This is a genomic window from Paenibacillus sp. FSL F4-0243, assembly GCF_037963295.1.
Classification (GTDB): Bacteria; Bacillota; Bacilli; order Paenibacillales; family Paenibacillaceae; genus Paenibacillus_AQ.
The window spans coordinates 93,298-112,078 of record NZ_CP150151.1; the positions used below are offsets into that span (position 1 = coordinate 93,298).

Genomic DNA, 18,781 nt, shown 5'->3' on the forward strand with positions numbered 1-18,781 from the left:
TTTGAGAGTTTAAGCTCTCATCTTTAAACTTGATCCTTGAAAACTGGATACCGAAACGAATTTGCGTTTTAGAACATCTTTTAGCAACTTGTGTAAACAAGTAAATGTTATTAGTGAGATTTTTCTTAGGAAAAATCAAGGTTAAGCTAATAAGAGCACACGGAGGATGCCTAGGCGCCAGGAGCCGACGAAGGACGTGGCGAACAACGAAACTGCCTCGGGGAGCTGTAAGCAAGCTTTGATCCGGGGGTGTCCGAATGGGGAAACCCAGCTGTGGTAATTCGCAGTTACTCATCTCTGAACACATAGGAGATGTAGAGGCAGACCAGGGGAACTGAAACATCTAAGTACCCTGAGGAAGAGAAAACAATAGTGATTCCGTCAGTAGCGGCGAGCGAACGCGGAACAGCCTAAACCTAAGAGCTTGCTCTTAGGGGTTGTGGGACGTCTCACATGGAGTTACAAAGGAATATGGTAGGTGAAGAGGTCTGGAAAGGCCCGCGATAGAGGTAAAAGCCCTGTAACCTAAACTGTGTTCTCTCCGAGACGGATCCCGAGTAGTGCGGGGCACGTGAAACCCCGTATGAATCCAGCAGGACCATCTGCTAAGGCTAAATACTACCTGGCGACCGATAGTGAAACAGTACCGTGAGGGAAAGGTGAAAAGCACCCCGGAAGGGGAGTGAAATAGAACCTGAAACCGTGTGCTTACAAAAAGTCAGAGCCCTATTAATGGGTGATGGCGTGCCTTTTGTAGAATGAACCGGCGAGTTACGTTTAACATGCAAGGTTAAGTCGAGAAGACGGAGCCGCAGCGAAAGCGAGTCTGAATAGGGCGATTGAGTATGTGGACGTAGACCCGAAACCGTGTGATCTACCCCTGTCCAGGGTGAAGGTGCGGTAACACGCACTGGAGGCCCGAACCCACGCATGTTGAAAAATGCGGGGATGAGGTGGGGGTAGCGGAGAAATTCCAATCGAACTCGGAGATAGCTGGTTCTCCCCGAAATAGCTTTAGGGCTAGCCTCGGTATAAGAGTAGTGGAGGTAGAGCACTGATTGGGTGCGGGGTCCGCAAGGATTACCAAGCTCAGTCAAACTCCGAATGCCATATACTTATTGCCGGGAGTCAGACAGTGAGTGCTAAGATCCATTGTCAAAAGGGAAACAGCCCAGACCATCAGCTAAGGTCCCCAAGTGTGTGTTAAGTGGGAAAGGATGTGGAGTTGCACAGACAACCAGGATGTTGGCTTAGAAGCAGCCACCATTGAAAGAGTGCGTAATAGCTCACTGGTCGAGTGACTCTGCGCCGAAAATGTAACGGGGCTAAACACACCACCGAAGCTATGGCTAGATACGTATGTATCTGGGGTAGGGGAGCGTTGTATGTGGGTTGAAGGTGTACCGTAAGGAGCGCTGGACAGCATACAAGTGAGAATGCCGGTATGAGTAACGAAAAGATCAGTGAGAATCTGATCCGCCGAAAGCCCAAGGTTTCCTGAGGAAGGCTCGTCCGCTCAGGGTAAGTCGGGACCTAAGGCGAGGCCGAAAGGCGTAGTCGAAGGACAACAGTTTGAAATTACTGTACCACCGTAATCCGCTATGAGCGATGGGGTGACGCAGGAGGGTAGTGACGCGGACTGATGGATATGTCCGTCTAAGCAGTGAGGCTGATGTGTAGGCAAATCCGCACATCATTAAGGCTGGGCTGTGATGGGGAGCGAAAATTGTAGTAGCGAAGGTCATGATCTCACACTGCCAAGAAAAGCCTCTAGCCAGGAGAAGGTGCCCGTACCGCAAACCGACACAGGTAGGCGAGAAGAGAATTCTAAGGCGCGCGGAAGAACTCTCGTTAAGGAACTCGGCAAAATGACCCCGTAACTTCGGGAGAAGGGGTGCCCCGGTAGTGTGAATAGCACGAGGGGGCCGCAGTGAAAAGGCCCAAGCGACTGTTTAGCAAAAACACAGGTCTGTGCGAAGCCGCAAGGCGAAGTATACGGGCTGACGCCTGCCCGGTGCTGGAAGGTTAAGGGGAGTGGTTAGGGGTAACCCGAAGCTATGAACCGAAGCCCCAGTAAACGGCGGCCGTAACTATAACGGTCCTAAGGTAGCGAAATTCCTTGTCAGGTAAATTCTGACCCGCACGAATGGCGTAACGACTTGGGCGCTGTCTCAACGAGAGATCCGGTGAAATTTTAATACCTGTGAAGATGCAGGTTACCCGCGACAAGACGGAAAGACCCCATGGAGCTTTACTGCAGCTTGATATTGAATTTGGGTACGATCTGTACAGGATAGGTGGGAGCCGTAGAAATCGGAGCGCAAGCTTCGGTGGAGGCGCCGTTGGGATACCACCCTGATCGTATCTAGGTTCTAACCTAGTACCCTTACCGGGTACGGGGACCGTGTCAGGCGGGCAGTTTGACTGGGGCGGTCGCCTCCTAAAGAGTAACGGAGGCGTTCCAAGGTTCCCTCAGAATGGTTGGAAATCATTCGAAGAGTGCAAAGGCATAAGGGAGCTTGACTGCGAGACCTACAAGTCGAGCAGGGACGAAAGTCGGACTTAGTGATCCGGTGGTACCGCATGGAAGGGCCATCGCTCAACGGATAAAAGCTACCCTGGGGATAACAGGCTTATCTCCCCCAAGAGTCCACATCGACGGGGAGGTTTGGCACCTCGATGTCGGCTCATCGCATCCTGGGGCTGAAGTAGGTCCCAAGGGTTGGGCTGTTCGCCCATTAAAGCGGTACGCGAGCTGGGTTCAGAACGTCGTGAGACAGTTCGGTCCCTATCTGTCGTGGGCGCAGGAAATTTGAGAGGAGCTGTCCTTAGTACGAGAGGACCGGGATGGACGTACCGCTGGTGCACCAGTTGTTTCGCCAGAAGCATGGCTGGGTAGCTACGTACGGACGGGATAAGCGCTGAAAGCATCTAAGCGTGAAGCCCCCCTCAAGATGAGATTTCCCAATTAGTAAGACCCCTTGAAGACGACGAGGTAGATAGGTTGGAGGTGGAAGTGCAGTAATGCATGGAGCTGACCAATACTAATCGGTCGAGGGCTTATCCTATACTTAAGACGCAAATTCAATTCGGATTCAGTTTTCAGGCGATTAAGTCTGAGCATTTACGCTGTAAATGCCCGTTTGGTGGCGATAGCGGAGGGGTTCCACGCGTACCCATCCCGAACACGACCGTTAAGCCCTCCAGCGCCGATGGTACTTGGACCGAAGGGTCCTGGGAGAGTAGGACGTTGCCAAGCACGCAAGACCACTGTTGAGTAATCGACAGTGGTCTTTTTGTTGTATTATTGAAGAATTCATTAGGGTTTAACTTGAGATACTACATTAGAGATAGGTGTAAGCATTGGTGATGGGTATGGTGGATTGTATAATTTCACCACTAATTGTCCACTCTGTGCGGACAATAGTCCAATAATTCGCTTACGCGGGAGTCGTTTTTTGAATACCTACTCTGATGATGTAATGTTCTTGACAGTCCAAATGCCCTTTGCTAAGATGGCAATAATATATTTTTGGATAAGCATCTCAAACCTAAATTGAAGATATGAACTTGTTCAACTTCCAGATGTACAGAGTTGTCTGTCGTGAATGGACTTAAAGTCGAAGGTTCTTCTTTTATAAAGTTTGTAGGCGGGTATAATTTAAAAACAACCGAGGAGGAATGACCCAGGTGTGGAAAGATAAGTTTGGTAAAGAAGGTCTGACTTTTGATGATGTGCTGCTGGTTCCGCGTAAATCTGAGGTACTGCCGAAGGAAGTAGATTTGACTACAGTTCTAAGTAAGAATGTGAAGTTGAACATCCCGCTTATGAGTGCAGGTATGGACACAGTCACAGAAGCGGCTATGGCCATTGCTATTGCTCGTGAGGGTGGTATCGGGATTATTCACAAGAATATGCCTGTAGAGCAGCAAGCGGAAGAAGTGGATCGTGTAAAGCGTTCCGAGAGCGGAGTTATTACTAACCCATTCTCTCTTTCAGCAGAACATCTGGTATCCGATGCTGAACTGCTGATGGGTAAATATCGTATTTCCGGAGTACCGATTGTAGACAATGACAACAAACTGGTCGGTATTCTGACTAATAGAGATTTACGTTTTATTCATGACTTTAATATTCCAATCAAAGAAGTTATGACACATGAGAATCTCGTGACTGCTGCTGTAGGCACGACACTTCAAGAAGCAGAAGGCATCTTACAACGTCATAAAATTGAGAAATTGCCGCTGGTGGACGAGAATAACGTTCTTAAGGGCCTAATCACAATTAAAGATATCGAGAAGGCGATTCAGTTCCCTAACGGAGCGAAAGATGCACAGGGTCGCTTACTGGTTGGAGCAGCTGTTGGTATCTCTAAAGATACATTCGAGCGTACTGCAGCGTTAGTGAAATCAGGTGTGGATTTGATCGTCGTCGATTCTGCACATGGTCACCACATTAATATTATTGAAGCGGTTCGCCAAATTCGTGAGTTGTATCCTGATCTTACAATTGTTGCTGGTAACGTGGCTACAGGTGAAGCAACCCGTGAACTTATTGAAGCTGGAGCTTCTGTAGTTAAAGTAGGTATTGGACCTGGATCTATCTGTACAACACGAGTTATCGCTGGTATCGGTGTTCCGCAGGTTACAGCCATTTATGATTGTGCAACGGTTGCTCGTGAGTACGGAGTTCCTATCATCGCTGACGGTGGAATCAAGTACTCCGGTGAAATCACGAAGGCTATTGCCGCTGGTGCTCATGCAGTAATGATGGGAAGTATGTTTGCGGGTACAGAAGAAAGCCCAGGAGAATCGGAGCTTTATCAAGGCCGTAAATTTAAAGTATATCGTGGTATGGGCAGTATGAGTGCCATGAAACAAGGTAGTAAGGATCGTTATTTCCAGGATGACGATAAGAAGCTTGTTCCTGAAGGAATTGAGGGTCGTATCGCTTTTAAAGGGCCTCTTTCGGATACCGTTCATCAATTGATTGGCGGATTGCGTTCGGGTATGGGCTACTGTGGGACCAAGTCACTCGAAGAACTTCGGAATGACACTTCTTTCATTCGCATCACAAGTGCTGGACTTCGCGAAAGCCATCCACATGATGTGCAAATTACGAAAGAAGCTCCAAACTATTCCGTGTAATGGACTAGAAAGACTATTTTTTGGACAGACAGGACTATTTCGTCCTGTCTGTCTTTTTTTGCGTGTACCCCTGTGTTAGAATAGAACAAGCTATTGATATGAGGTTTAAAGGAGAGTAGTAATCATTGAAGCACAAACAGAAATTTAACGGTAAGCAATTTATGATTAAGACAGTCACAGTAGGTCTACTTTTAAATATGTTAGTTTCCACTCCGCTTCCGGCATTCGCTGAGGAAGGTACGACTACGACAATACAGGCTGGTACTGCAACTAAGACAACTCAGAAAGCAGTAAAGATCCCTTCTGTGGAATCACTGGGTCTAAATTTGAAATCAGCGGTTCTAATAGAACCAACAACAGGTGAAATTCTTCTATCTATGAATGCAGATGAGGCTTTGCCTCCAGCTAGTATGACTAAGATGATGACAGAGTATCTTGTAGCAGAAGCGGTGAAGACTGGACAGCTTTCATGGGATCAAAAAGTCATAGTGGGGGAAAATGCGTCTAAACAGGTTGGATCACGTATTTTTCTAGCGGAAAATGACGAGCATACGGTTGAAGAGCTGTACATAGCAATGGCTGTCGGATCTGCAAATGATGCTACAGTAGCTTTGGCAGAACTAGTTTCCGGATCAGAATTGGAATTCGTAGAGCTAATGAATCAGACTGCCCAGAAGATGGGGATGAAAACTGCCTATTTTGTTAATTCTACTGGATTAGACAAAGCTGACATGCCTAAGAAGTTCCGCTCAACTGATAAGAAAGAAAACGTAATGTCAGCGATGGATGCTGCTATTCTTGCCAAATATATCGTTACTGATCATCCTGATTTTAATAGATTTACAACGGTTCAGTCGTATAAGTTCCGTGAACGTGATACCGCACCAATGATTAACTTTAACTGGATGTTGGAAGCTAACAAGAGTATCCAGAATTTTAAGGCTTATGCTTATGAGGGATTGGATGGTTTGAAAACAGGCCATACCGCTAGAGCAAAATATTGTTTTGCAGGTACAGCTGTACGTGATGGCATGCGTCTGATAAGTGTAGTAATGGGGGCTAATACAGAGCCACACCGTTTTACAGAGACGAAGAAAGTACTTGATTTCGGATTTAATAATTTTGAAATCAAACAGGTCGTGGCCCCTAAAGCAGTGATAGCCGGCAACGAAACCGTGCCAGTTCTTAAAGGGAAAAATAAAAAGGTGTCTGTAGTTACGGATGAAGCTGTTTCGTTTATCGTCCCTAAGGGAACAACCTCCCCTCAAATTAAAACAACTGTTGAAATAAATGATCCAGCAACCTTAGTTGCTCCTATAGAACAATCTGCTAAAGTGGGTAAGGTTACTTATTCCTACCAAGTTGAAGGCATGTCTGATGTTCAGCAGAAGACAGTTAATCTGATTACTGCTGAAGAAGCGGAGAAAGCCGGTTGGTTCAGTTTATTCCTTAGAGCCATTGGAGATTTCTTCGGCGATTTATTTACAGGGATCAAGAACTTGTTCTAATGAATTTAGCATCGAAAATTGCGTTAAATCCGAGTAAGTGGATTGTATATTTCCCTTCATTGGGGTAAAATTACAAGTTAGATTAAGATAGATCATTCGGGGGGCTAGGACATGGAAACTGGAACATCGCGAGTTAAAAGAGGCATGGCAGAAATGCAAAAAGGCGGCGTCATTATGGACGTCATGAATGCAGAACAAGCAAAAATTGCTGAGGCTGCGGGTGCAGTAGCTGTTATGGCATTGGAACGCGTGCCTTCTGATATTCGCGCAGCTGGCGGTGTAGCACGGATGGCCGATCCTACAATTGTAGAAGAAGTTATCAAAGTGGTAAGTATCCCTGTTATGGCTAAGGCTCGTATTGGCCATTACGTAGAAGCAAAGGTTCTGGAATCCTTGGGTGTCGACTATTTGGATGAGAGTGAGGTTCTTACTCCTGCTGATGAAGTCTTCCATATTAATAAACGTGAGTTCACTGTTCCGTTCGTATGTGGAGCTAAAGACTTGGGTGAAGCCTTGAGACGTATTAACGAAGGTGCATCCATGATCCGTACGAAAGGTGAACCAGGAACAGGAAATATTGTCGAAGCAGTGCGTCATATGCGCTTTATCAATAGTCAAATCCGCAAAGTAACTAATTTGTCCAAGGATGAGCTATATAATGAAGCTAAGAACCTGGGAGTTCCTTACGAGCTACTGCTTGAAGTGCATGAGCTTGGTAAGCTGCCGGTTGTTAACTTTGCTGCTGGCGGTGTAGCAACTCCTGCCGATGCTGCCCTGATGATGCATCTAGGTGCGGATGGTGTGTTTGTAGGCTCAGGTATTTTTAAATCGGACAACCCTGAGAAATTTGCCCGTGCGATCGTTGAAGCCACTACACACTATACTGATTACAAACTGATTGCAGAAGTATCTAAGAACCTTGGCGCACCAATGAAGGGGATTGATATTGCAACTCTAACCCCGGCTGAACGTATGTCGGAGCGTGGCCGTTAATAGAGAGAAGGTTGCCGGATGAAAATAGGAGTGCTGGCGCTTCAAGGCGCAGTTACGGAGCATATTGTTAGTATAGAGAAGACCGGAGCAGTGGGCGTACCTATCAAGCGAGTAGAGCAGCTTGAGGAGGTTGATGGCCTAATTATTCCTGGTGGTGAGAGTACAACGATCGGTAAACTGATGCGAAAATATGGCTTCATCGAAGCGATACGTGATTTCTCCAATCAGGGTAAGCCGATTTTTGGAACATGCGCGGGTATGATTATTCTGGCCAAACAAATTGCCGGCGGCGAACCAGGGCATTTGAAGCTAATGGATATTAAGGTGGCTCGGAATGCATTCGGTCGTCAACGGGAAAGCTTTGAATGTGATCTGGAGGTTAAAGGAATTGATGAGCCGGTTCGTGCTGTTTTTATACGTGCACCGCTTATCAACGAGGTAGGCCCGGATGTAGATGTGCTTACAGTCTATAATGATGAGATTGTAACTGCACGGGAGGGTAACCTGCTGGTGTCTTCTTTTCATCCAGAATTGACCGATGATTTCAGACTGCATCAATATTTTGCTGATATGGTAGAGGCTACTAGGCAAGTGCAACAACAGAATCGCATATAAGAACATTCTGACTCTTTCAAAGCTGTAAGCAGCAATTTGAAAGAGTTTAGGCTGTTTTCAGGAGGGAAACTTTGTGTTAGACGTAAAAGTATTACGCAGTGATTACGCTCGAGTTGAACAAGCCTTAGAGAAACGGGGTAAATCACTGGATTTAATTGCTGATTTTCCACAACTTGATCTACGCAGACGTGAATTACTGCAAGAAACAGAAGGTCTTAAGAACCGTCGTAATACGGTATCTGGTGAAGTAGCGAAGAAGAAAAAGAATGGTGAGCCAGCAGATGACCTAATTGCAGAAATGCGTACGGTATCTGACCGAATTAAAGAGCTTGATGACGAAGTGCGTGAATTGGAAGTTCAGATTGCTGAACTTACTATGAGTATTCCGAATATTCCTCATGATTCAGTTCCAGTTGGTAAATCCGAGGATGATAACGTAGAATTGCGTCGCTGGTCGGAGCCAAAGGAATTCGGATTTACTCCGAAATCACATTGGGAGCTTGCGCAGCAGCTCGATATTATTGATTTTGAAGCTGCAGCGAAGGTTACGGGATCTCGGTTTGTTTTTTATAAAGGACTGGGAGCACGTTTAGAGCGGGCGCTTATTAACTTTATGATGGATCTGCACAGTGGTGAGCATAACTATGAAGAAATGCTGCCGCCATACATTGTGAATAAAGACAGCTTGTACGGAACGGGGCAACTTCCTAAGTTTGAGGAAGATCTGTTTAAGTTACGTGATACTGAATACTATTTGATTCCTACAGCGGAAGTACCTGTAACCAACTACTATCGCGAAGAGATTTTGACAGCAGCAGATCTACCTAAGTATCATGTAGCTTACAGCTCTTGTTTCCGTTCTGAGGCGGGTTCAGCTGGCCGTGATACTCGCGGTCTGATCCGTCAGCATCAATTCAACAAGGTAGAGCTGGTGAAGCTTACTACTCCCGAATCCTCTTATGAGGAGTTAGAAAAAATGACAGCAGATGCTGAGCGTGTGCTGCAGCTTCTTGGATTGCCTTATCGCGTACTTGGGCTATGTACAGCTGATATGGGCTTTACATCTGCTAAGACGTACGATTTGGAAGTATGGCTGCCTGAGAGTGGAATGTACCGTGAGATCTCTTCTTGCTCGAATACGGAGGACTTCCAAGCGCGTCGGGCAAATATTCGTTTCCGTAAAGATCCGAAATCCAAACCTGAATTTGTTCATACACTGAACGGATCTGCTTTGGCTGTTGGGCGTACTGTTGCAGCAATTCTTGAGAATTATCAGCAAGAGGATGGTAGTGTTCTGATTCCGGAATGTCTACAACCGTATATGCGCAATGTAAAATCGATCCAACCTAAAACTATTTAAGAAAATAGTTGCTTTTTCTTTGCACCATATGGTACAATTACTAATGCATGTGAAATTTATATGCATTTGGAGAGGTACCGAAGCGGTCATAACGGGGCGGTCTTGAAAACCGTTAGGGTGCAAGCCCACATGGGTTCGAATCCCATCCTCTCCGCCATTCCTTTATGAACTTTAAGAAATAAGCAGATAGAAACCGTCTCCTTTGGAGGCGGTTTTTTTGTTGTGCTTGAACTGGTACAGTTTTAGTTATTGTTTGATGAACCTAGTTCCATTGAGAATAAAAAGATTGATTTCTCCGCAATGTATTAGAGAAGGAGGATGATCATAATTATGGACAGACAATTGGAAGTAGATCAGCATAATCTTGTCTCGGCCTGGCAAGAACGCCTGCCTGCGTTAATGGAGGATGGGGACAGTTTCAATGTACTAGCGGATGATGGTGATCCGAATAGTCTGCTTATTCATTTTAATGCAGCGGGACGTCAAGGGTACTCACTTGATTTTCGTTGCAGGTATGTAGATAGCAGGGAGGTCGCTGTTGATCTGCTTGATGTGGAGCAGAGTGGAATTCATATTGATGAGCATAGTGATGCAGTACAGCTATTAGCACAGCAGTATTCACGACAAATTCACGAATGTGCTCAGGCTCTACAGAATATAACTAATCCTTAGGAGGAATGAACAATGTCAAAGCCAAAAAGTATTCCAGTTCCCGGGGCACAGCCCAACGATGGCCAGCGTAGAAAGGAGCATAATTCTTCTGCACCAGAACCACTTTCTGGCTCTAAAAAGGTGAAGCAAGCTAATCATGTAGACCATCATAATCCGCAAGGATAACAAATAAAAACAATAAGAATTATAAAGAAGTGTTTCTTGATTTTTACAAATAGTTTATGATAAGTGGGGGGAGATTTTTTTTACATGGGAGAGGAGAAAAATAATGAACAAAAAATGGGGTTTATCGGCCGCGGCACTGTTGCTTACAGCAGCAGTAATTCTGCCGGGATGTGGAAGTAAACAGGAGGCACCAAAAGAGGCTTTGAAATCAGCCGCTACAAAAGCGACTACGATGTCTTCATATGAGATGAAGAGTAAATTCTCGATCAATGACCTAACCATTGAGACGGCTGATGCTGAATCTGCTGCAATGACCACACAGGTACTCAGCATGCTTAAGAACGCTGATATAACTATTGACGGTGTTTATCAGGCTGATCCAATGCAGACAGAGCTAACTATGGTTCTGAATCTCAAGGGCGATATGAGCATGAGCTTCAATGTCCCTATGGTGATGACCACTGAGAAGTTGTATGTTAAGATTCCATCGATTCCGTTCTTCCCGATTCCGGAGACAATCGTAAATAAGTTTGTAGAGGTGGATCTGAAGGCGTTGGCAGAGCAAGAGGGTGCTGAGTTTAATCCAAGTGCTCTTGATACACAGAAAATGCAAAAGTTCTCTAATGAAGTGATGGACACTGTATTAGCGGAATATGATGAAGGAAAATATTTTAATGAGCTTAGTCCAAAGGAAGCAAATTTACCGGAGGGTGTTGAAGCTAAACAGGTCGTTCAGTTCCAAGTGACGAACGATAATGTTAAAGAAGCAATCACCATCTTTGTGAATAATGCCCTGCCTAAAATCATTGATATTGTGAGCAAGGAAGAATACAAGGATATGCTGCAAATTAATGATGCTGATCTGGCTAAGGCTAAAGAAGAGATCACATCAAGTGAAACTAGAACTGAATTCGATAAGAGTTTGGCGGATCTTGATAAGTATCTTACGATTAATCAGTTCCACTACAATACAGCAATCAATAAAGACGGGTTCCCTGTGTTTCAGGATTTACTGATGGACATTAAAGTAAATGATCCTGAAGATGGCATGAACGTAGCCTTCTCTATAAATGGAACGGGTCAATATGACAAGATTAACGAGAAGCCAGAGTTTAAGATTGGCATTCCTCAAGGTGATGATGTAATTACAATGGATCAACTAGAGGAGCAATTCGGTAGCGTGGGGACTTATTAATAAGAAGTTATGAAAGAAAGACCCGCATGTTGCGTATGATATACGCCCATGCGGGTCTTTTTTTATTAGAAGAATAAGATTTTTAATCCTGAACGAGTCAGTAGAAAGTTATTTGTGTTCATCCGGCAGCATATCTTCGGCTAATATTGCATAGGTTTGATGATCCTGCCACTGGCCGTTTATTTTGAGATACCGGCGGGCGATACCTTCAGGTTTAAATCCGCTCTTCTCCAGCACCCTCCGAGAAGCCTCGTTATGCAATAAGATGGCTGCTTGAACCCTATGAAGACCTAAGGCTCGAAAAGCGTAGCCGAGAACTAATCCGACCGCAGCGGTCATGTAACCTTTTGCCTGCATCCGATGATCCATTAAATAGCCTAAATCAGCATACTGAGCTACACCTCTTGAGACATTAGATAGCGTGATTTGACCTATTAGTTGTCCATCAAGCAGATAGACACCGAACATATAGGCTTTGTCCTCCAGAGCATCCTCCAGACGCTGATTGATGATCCGTTGTTGGCTCTCCAAAGTGTAGAATTGCTCATCGCGTTTTGGTTCAAATGGTTCATGTGTTAATCGATTATTCAAACGCAGCTCCAGTAAGTTCTCTGTATCCTTTAGCTCTAGAGGAGAAATATAGATACCATGTGAGGTATGATATAAAGTAAGGGTCATTTCAGGTCTCTCCTTTTTTTAAATATAAGAAAGTATAAGTTTAGCACCTATACTTTATGTTTTATATTTCTCGCTTAAACGCTTACCGTCCTTATAAGGACGCCGAAGGCGTTTATGCTTGTTTCGATGGTTTTTGACGTAAACGACGAAAGAATGAGGTCAGTAGGTCTGCACATTCTTCTTGTAAAATCCCCTGAATCACTTCGGTGCGATGGTTAAAACGCGGTTCTTCAAGCAAATTCATGAGGGTCCCAGCACATCCAGCCTTAGGATCAGGAGTGCCATATACAGTGAGGGGTACTCTTGATTGTACAATCGCTCCCGCACACATAGGACAAGGCTCTAAAGTAACATACAGCTGGCAATCCAGCAGTCGCCATGAGTTCATGACATTGCTGGCCTCACGAATGGCAACCATTTCTGCATGAGCTGTAGAATCCATTGTAGTTTCTCTTAAATTGTATCCACGTCCGATAATTTCACCATGCCGTACGATGACCGCCCCAATGGGAACCTCCCCTAATGCTTCGGCCTTGCGGGCTTCTGCTATCGCCTGCCTCATCCAGTGTTCATGAACCGCTCGCATATCATCTAGCGATTCACCTGCTTTAATATTCAAGATCATCTTCCCTTCCTTTATATCCATTGTACAACGAACAAATATTCGTTCTTAACAAAATGTGCATAACTCTGTGGATAACCGCCTACTTATGCACATTTTTGTACACATCGTTTTATAATAAAATGTTTATATGTGCATAAGCTGTGGATGGTTTCTTGAAATATAAGAAAGTATAAGTTTCACGCTATACTTTGTCCTTATATTTCGCGCTTAAACGCTTCCCGTCCGTATAAGGACGCCGAAGGCATTTACACTTGTATATTGTAGAGAAAGACCTTTTGAATTTCAATATTTCTTGAATTGGAACGCTTCATTGAAATGTCTTTTCAAATGTGAGGGCAAAAGGTATGATGTTTATTGTAGGCCCCGCAAGGATTTACCAGTGGATAAGAGGTGAACAAACAGTTTGTCCATAAAGACAAAACTATCTGCTATTATTTTTGGGGCGGTGTTGCTAATTTTAGCACTGAACCTGACATTTAACCTTTATGCCGCCCAAAATAATCTACGGAATGAAAGCATTAATAATATGCAACTAACCGCTATGCAAATGGCCGTTTCTGTAGAACAAAGTAACTATAGCTCTAACTATGTAGAATATCAAATTGCGCATAATTTAAGGATGGCAGCTATCTTTGCCTCCGAAGAGCTGGACCCCGACTATAGGAATGTGACGAATGAAGAACTTAAGGCCCTAACTTCCAAGGTGGGCGTGTCTAATATTTCAATTCTGGTAAAGACTGATAACGATATTGTAATAGCGAGGTCTTCGGTGCCTAGTGATATTGGGGTGTCCACAAAGGACTGGGGGTACTGGTATCTGGCCTTTTTGGAGTTGTTCGATAATCAGGAGGTATCCGTGGGTCAGGGGCAGGCCATGGACCATTTTTGGTCAGGCCCTTTTGATTATTCAACCTACAATCTCGATTTCATTGAAAAGTGGGGATATTACCATGATGAAGAGAGCAACTACATCATAAATCCTGTTATTCTCAATACTGCAGCCAGCGACTATGTCAAGATTACCAATCCCGATCAAATCGCAGCGCAGACTAAAGAAGCTAATCCAGGGATCTTAGAACTCACAGGATTTAACCCGGTAACATTTGGTTCAGCAAGTATGAAGGCTGACGGAACTGACACATTGAATAAGAATCTTGGTAACCGTCCCATTAAGTACGGCACCTATACTTATGGTAATGTGGAGCAGGATAGAACAGCGATGCTATTGGCTCAGGAGAAGCAGAAGCCGGTTACACTGGAGACGAAAGTGCTTGGAAAAAGAGTGCTCAAAAGCTTCATTCCTATCCAATCTCCTGGACTGAAAGCTTATGTGATTGGAGTCGTTTTGGATTACTCCGTGATTTCATCTGTGGTTCATGAACAATTAATTAATAATCTGACAACTTCACTGTTATTACTTACATTATTCTTGTTATGTAGTTACATACTGTCTGGATTTGTTACTCGTCCTATTCAGGCGATACTTGCCAAAGTCAACGATGTAGCCAAAGGGAAATTCGAGCCTCCACTTAAGGTAACTAGCCGGGATGAGTTAGGGCAATTGGCACTACGAATCAACGCTATGACGGCTCATCTCATGCAGCGCACTAATCGACTCAAACAGACACTGGAAGAGAACCGAGCAGTTAAGGAGCATTTGGAATCGGTTATTAATGGAACCTCTGATGCGATACATACGATCGATATGGACGGCCGAATTACTAGTACGAACAGAGCCTTCGAAGAGCTGTATGGATGGAGTGCCAAAGAGGTGCTAGGGAATAAGCCTTACCTTGTGCCTGCGACAGCGCTTAAGCAGGAGGAAGAGCGGCTTGATGCGTTAAAGAGTGGTGCGGTTCTACCACCAATTGAAACCGTAAGACTTAAACGTGATGGAACAATTGTTGAAGTGAGTGTTAGTACCTCAGTGATTCGTGATGAAGACGGGTATCCGCATTCCTTTATTCACGTCTCACGTGATATGACGGAACGTAACCGAATGGAGGAACTGCTTAGACGCTCTGAGAAGCTGACTACAGTTGGCCAATTAGCCGCGGGAGTAGCTCATGAGATTCGTAATCCTCTTACGACGCTAAAAGGATTTCTGCAGCTTCAACAAGAAAAGCAGATTTTGGTTCCCCTCCATATTGAACTGATGTTGTCCGAGCTCGAGCGGATTAATCTGATCGTAAGTGAATTTTTGATTTTGGCTAAGCCTCAAGCTGTTCATTTCCAGGAAAAAGATGTGCGGGATATCCTTGGTGATGTGGTTTCTCTATTAGACAGTCAAGCTCATTTGTTTGGAATTCAGTTTAGTGCGACATTCTCTGAATATCCATCCACCGTACATTGTGAAGTGAACCAGCTAAAGCAGGTGTTTATTAACATCGTCAAAAATGCTATTGAAGCTATGCCTGATGGTGGTGTAATTTCAATGGAGTTAAGAAATACCTTGGATTCTGTCTTCATTCTTATTTCAGATCAAGGCGAAGGAATTCCTAAGGATATGCTGCCTAAGCTGGGTGAGCCCTTCTTCACCAATAAGGAGTCGGGAACAGGCTTAGGGCTAATGATTAGCCAACGTATTATTCAGGCTCATAAGGGTCATTTGGAAATACAAAGTGAAGTGGGTCAAGGGACAACTGTTATGATCAAGCTGCCTGCAGCTGGTACGGATAGCCCTTGGCTTAATATTAAGGATGAACGGAGTGAAGGACAACGTGAGAATTAATAAATTCATCAGTGAGACAGGGTACTGTTCACGCCGTGAAGCAGATAAGCTGGTGGAAGGTGGTAGAGTTACGATCAACGGACAACCTGCTGTGCTTGGCAGTCAGGCCGTTCCAGGCGATGATGTGAGAATAGATGGTGTTGCGCTTGAATCATCAAGCCAGACGGTTTACATTGCGTTAAACAAGCCAGTGGGTATCACTTCAACTACAGAGCAGCATATTAAGGGGAATATTGTTGATTTTGTAGGTCATCATGAGCGAATCTTCCCGATTGGGCGACTCGATAAGGATTCAGAAGGATTGATTCTGCTTACCAACGATGGGGACATCGTTAACAAGATTTTACGGTCCGAAGGTCGGCATGAAAAAGAGTATGTTGTTACTGTAGACAGACCGATTACGCCATCATTTATTACCGGCATGTCCAGCGGCGTAAAGATATTAGGTGAGAAGACGCTACCTTGTGAGGTCACTCGTATTACAGAGCGTGTATTCCGTATTATTTTGACGGAAGGTAAGAATCGTCAGATCCGCCGTATGTGCAGCGCTTTTGGCTACGAGGTTAGAAAGCTTCAACGCATTCGGATTATGAATATTCGTCTAGGGGCATTACAAACAGGAGAATGGCGTGAGCTGTCTGCTGAAGAGAAGCAAGAACTTGGAGCTACACTGAACTACGAACTTCTATAACCTAGAAGAGTCTTTATTTGAATACAATGTATCAAAAAAGAGCTGTTCCATCGGTCTAAGACCTTTGGACAGCTCTTTATGCTTGTAAAAGGATAACCATTATTCATCGGAAGGAGCAATACCTGAGAACTCTTTGGTTTCTTGATATTTACGAATAATGGATACTTCAACCCGGCGGTTCTTACTTCGTCCAACAGCTGTAGTATTTTCAGAAATGGGGTGGTATTCCCCGTATCCAATCGCACTAAATTTCCGTGGATTCAGGTTCGTATTTGTTAGCAAAATCTTCATGAACTGAAGGGCGCGATCGGCGCTCAGGTCCCAGTTGGAAGAATAGTCGCTATTAGAGATAGGGATGTTATCGGTATGTCCTTGCACGACTACATCATAATCCGGGAATTGCTGCAGCATAGTTGAGATGGACTTTGCTAATTGCCGAGAATCATCTTTAACTACTGCCTGTCCGGATGCGAACAACGCGTTATCACTTATCGTAATCATAAGTTGGGATTGATTGAGCTTAGTACTGAGTAGATCGGTAAGGCCGTTCTTACTGATATATTGATCAAACTGCTTTTTAAGCTTCTCTAAATCCTCTTGCTCCTTTTGCCGCAGCTTAGCCATTTCTGTTTGTTCATTTTTCTTGGTTACTGATTTATCCATTTGATCATTTTTTCCTAAATCCTCTTGACTCTTAGATGGCATTGCCGCCCGTTCTTCAAGAACACCTGTACCGCCATTAAGAGCGGAACTGAAGGCTTGACTCATCTCTTCGAATTTTTTGGCATCCGTTGCACTCATAGAATACATTACGATGAACAAGGCTACCAGAAGGGTCATAAGATCAGAATAAGGCAGTAGCCACGATTCATCGGCGTGTTCTTCATGCTCTTCGTGTCGTCTAGTCTTTTTGCTCACCCGATCCACTCTCCTTCTCATCATTTAACTTAGCTCGTTCCGAAGGTGTCAGGAAGACAGCAAGCTTCTGATTGATGGCAATAGTGGATACACCGGATTGTATGGACAAAAGACCTTCGACCATCATCATTCGAACTTCAATTTCACGTTTGGAAAGTCGTTTTAGCTTATTGGCAATAGGATGCCATAATACGTAACCTGTAAAGATACCGAGTAGTGTTGCGATGAAGGCAGCCCCGATTGCTGCAGCCAATTTGTTCATATCACTCATATCAGCCAGAGCGGCTATAAGTCCGATAACGGCCCCGAGTACGCCAAGTGTAGGAGCATACATACCTGCTTGTGAGAAAATGAGTGCGCCTGCTTTATGTCTATCCTCTGTGGCGTGGATGTCCTCCATGAGAACATCGCGGACAAAATCCTGATCATTTCCATCAATAATCATCCGCATGCCATTTCTGAGGAAGTTATCTTCTATTTCATCGACTTTCGACTCAAGAGCCAGCAGACCTTCACGCCGTGTAATAGAAGCCCACTCCATGAACATAGTAATTAATTCGGATTTACTGATTAATTTCTTTTTGACAAAAATCATTTTAAACAGACTTGGAATCTTCTTGACCTCCGAGAACGGAAAGGCCATAAAGATGGAAGCTGCCGTACCCACTAAGATAATAACGTAAGCAGCAGGTGTGGCTAAAGCGTGAAGAGGAGCGTGCTTGAGGATCATACCCCAAATAACTGCAACTAGACCAAAAATTAAACCAAGTATTGTTGAAATTTCCATTATGCACCTCGTCCATGAGATTATAAGATGTGTTCCGACAAAGCCGCGTATATCATCCTTGAAACAGCGGCAAGGCACTCTGTTCGAAACCGAATAACGTATATTCTTATTTATCGACATCATTCCGTTTTTTGTGAAGTCATTTTTTCGGCTATAATGGATAAGGTAAGTAATTATTCATCTGTGGAGAAAACGGAGTGATACATGTGGGTGTAAAGCATGGTAGAGATTACGGTGAAATCCTAACGGATTTGACTGAGGCTGTCGGAAGAATTTCCGATGGGTACTTATTTTTTGAAATGGATCCGGAAGAGTGGCAAGAATTGCCGCAGGAATCCAAGATGGAGGTATGGGAGGCACTGGCTGAGGATCTTTTCTTCGCGCTGGGTAATGAACCTATGATTGAGGTGGGGAGCGGCGTTATCATCTACGATAAGGACACGCACCGCATTAATATTTTAGTCGGAGAAGAGGATTTAGCCTCTGTTGTTTTGATTTAAGAAGAGGGGGCGGCGGGGCGTAATTTGCCCGTAGTTAGTAGCCCGTGTTAAAATTGGTGTAGCCGAGTTATAATCGCTGGGATTCTTGAATACATTTAATCGAAAATATTGCCTTTATCCTGGCACATCCCTTGGACCTCAGAAGCTAAGGGATGTTTTGTTTAACGAATATGACGAGTAAAGGGACCTGCGGAT

At 44.5% G+C, this 18,781-nt stretch carries 15 protein-coding genes, 1 tRNA gene and 2 rRNA genes; 14 read left to right on the forward strand and 4 right to left on the reverse strand.

The window, feature by feature from the left end; genetic code table 11:
- Positions 1-139: 139 nt before the first annotated feature.
- The 11 genes from NSS87_RS00435 (at position 140) to NSS87_RS00485 (ending at position 11,656) form a co-directional block, all read left to right on the forward strand.
- Positions 140-3,068, forward strand: a 23S ribosomal RNA gene (locus NSS87_RS00435).
- A 74-nt stretch (positions 3,069-3,142) separates the two neighbouring features.
- Positions 3,143-3,259: ribosomal RNA gene (rrf, locus tag NSS87_RS00440) — 5S ribosomal RNA — on the forward strand.
- Between the two features lie 431 nt (positions 3,260-3,690).
- The gene (guaB, locus tag NSS87_RS00445; protein WP_042183912.1) at positions 3,691-5,148 is read left to right on the forward strand and encodes an IMP dehydrogenase; all 1,458 of its coding nucleotides are present in this window, start codon (positions 3,691-3,693) and stop codon (positions 5,146-5,148) included.
- A 161-nt stretch (positions 5,149-5,309) separates the two neighbouring features.
- Positions 5,310-6,656: a D-alanyl-D-alanine carboxypeptidase family protein gene (locus NSS87_RS00450; protein ID WP_042193075.1), complete on the forward strand. Its 1,347-nt coding sequence runs from the start codon at positions 5,310-5,312 to the stop codon at positions 6,654-6,656.
- Between the two features lie 111 nt (positions 6,657-6,767).
- On the forward strand, positions 6,768-7,649 hold the full coding sequence (pdxS, locus tag NSS87_RS00455; protein WP_042123186.1) for a pyridoxal 5'-phosphate synthase lyase subunit PdxS: 882 nt from the start codon (positions 6,768-6,770) through the stop codon (positions 7,647-7,649).
- 18 nt (positions 7,650-7,667) lie between these two features.
- Complete coding sequence (gene pdxT, locus NSS87_RS00460) at positions 7,668-8,264, forward strand: pyridoxal 5'-phosphate synthase glutaminase subunit PdxT (protein WP_339244211.1); 597 nt, start codon at positions 7,668-7,670, stop codon at positions 8,262-8,264.
- Positions 8,265-8,337: 73 nt separating this feature from the next.
- Positions 8,338-9,624 carry a serine--tRNA ligase gene (gene serS, locus NSS87_RS00465; protein ID WP_076301054.1) on the forward strand — a complete coding sequence of 429 codons (1,287 nt, stop codon included), beginning with the start codon at positions 8,338-8,340 and terminating at the stop codon, positions 9,622-9,624.
- A 68-nt stretch (positions 9,625-9,692) separates the two neighbouring features.
- Positions 9,693-9,781 (forward strand) — tRNA-Ser (locus NSS87_RS00470).
- 173 nt (positions 9,782-9,954) lie between these two features.
- A complete protein-coding gene (locus NSS87_RS00475) occupies positions 9,955-10,296 on the forward strand; it encodes a hypothetical protein (protein ID WP_042183934.1) in 342 nt (113 codons plus the stop codon).
- A 12-nt stretch (positions 10,297-10,308) separates the two neighbouring features.
- Positions 10,309-10,461 carry a small acid-soluble spore protein P gene (locus NSS87_RS00480; protein WP_042183936.1) on the forward strand — a complete coding sequence of 51 codons (153 nt, stop codon included), beginning with the start codon at positions 10,309-10,311 and terminating at the stop codon, positions 10,459-10,461.
- A 103-nt stretch (positions 10,462-10,564) separates the two neighbouring features.
- A complete protein-coding gene (locus NSS87_RS00485; RefSeq protein WP_339244214.1) occupies positions 10,565-11,656 on the forward strand; it encodes a hypothetical protein in 1,092 nt (363 codons plus the stop codon).
- Positions 11,657-11,764: 108 nt separating this feature from the next.
- Here the strand turns inward: NSS87_RS00485 and NSS87_RS00490 are convergent, their stop codons facing one another.
- Positions 11,765-12,334 (reverse strand): GNAT family protein, encoded by a 570-nt coding sequence (locus NSS87_RS00490; RefSeq protein ID WP_042183940.1) that lies wholly within the window; start codon positions 12,332-12,334, stop codon positions 11,765-11,767.
- A 112-nt stretch (positions 12,335-12,446) separates the two neighbouring features.
- On the reverse strand, positions 12,447-12,920 hold the full coding sequence (gene tadA / locus NSS87_RS00495; RefSeq protein WP_218641875.1) for a tRNA adenosine(34) deaminase TadA: 474 nt from the start codon (positions 12,918-12,920) through the stop codon (positions 12,447-12,449).
- Positions 12,921-13,362: 442 nt separating this feature from the next.
- On the opposite strand from tadA, the gene NSS87_RS00500 reads away from it, so the two are divergent.
- Complete coding sequence (locus NSS87_RS00500; protein WP_042183942.1) at positions 13,363-15,690, forward strand: sensor histidine kinase; 2,328 nt, start codon at positions 13,363-13,365, stop codon at positions 15,688-15,690.
- Entirely contained in the window at positions 15,680-16,381 is a 702-nt protein-coding gene (gene rluF / locus NSS87_RS00505) for a 23S rRNA pseudouridine(2604) synthase RluF (protein ID WP_042183944.1), read from the forward strand. Before NSS87_RS00500 ends, rluF begins: the two co-directional genes overlap by 11 nt.
- A gap of 99 nt (positions 16,382-16,480) precedes the next feature.
- Here rluF and motB read toward each other — a convergent pair whose 3' ends face one another.
- Both motB and motA read right to left on the reverse strand, forming a co-directional pair.
- A complete protein-coding gene (gene motB, locus NSS87_RS00510) occupies positions 16,481-17,299 on the reverse strand; it encodes a flagellar motor protein MotB (protein ID WP_042183946.1) in 819 nt (272 codons plus the stop codon).
- Positions 17,283-18,086, reverse strand: a complete 804-nt coding sequence (gene motA, locus NSS87_RS00515; protein WP_076286892.1) for a flagellar motor stator protein MotA — start codon at positions 18,084-18,086, stop codon at positions 17,283-17,285. Before motA ends, motB begins: the two co-directional genes overlap by 17 nt.
- Positions 18,087-18,292: 206 nt before the next feature.
- On the opposite strand from motA, the gene NSS87_RS00520 reads away from it, so the two are divergent.
- Positions 18,293-18,586, forward strand: a complete 294-nt coding sequence (locus tag NSS87_RS00520; RefSeq protein ID WP_042131745.1) for a hypothetical protein — start codon at positions 18,293-18,295, stop codon at positions 18,584-18,586.
- Positions 18,587-18,781 lie beyond the last annotated feature (195 nt).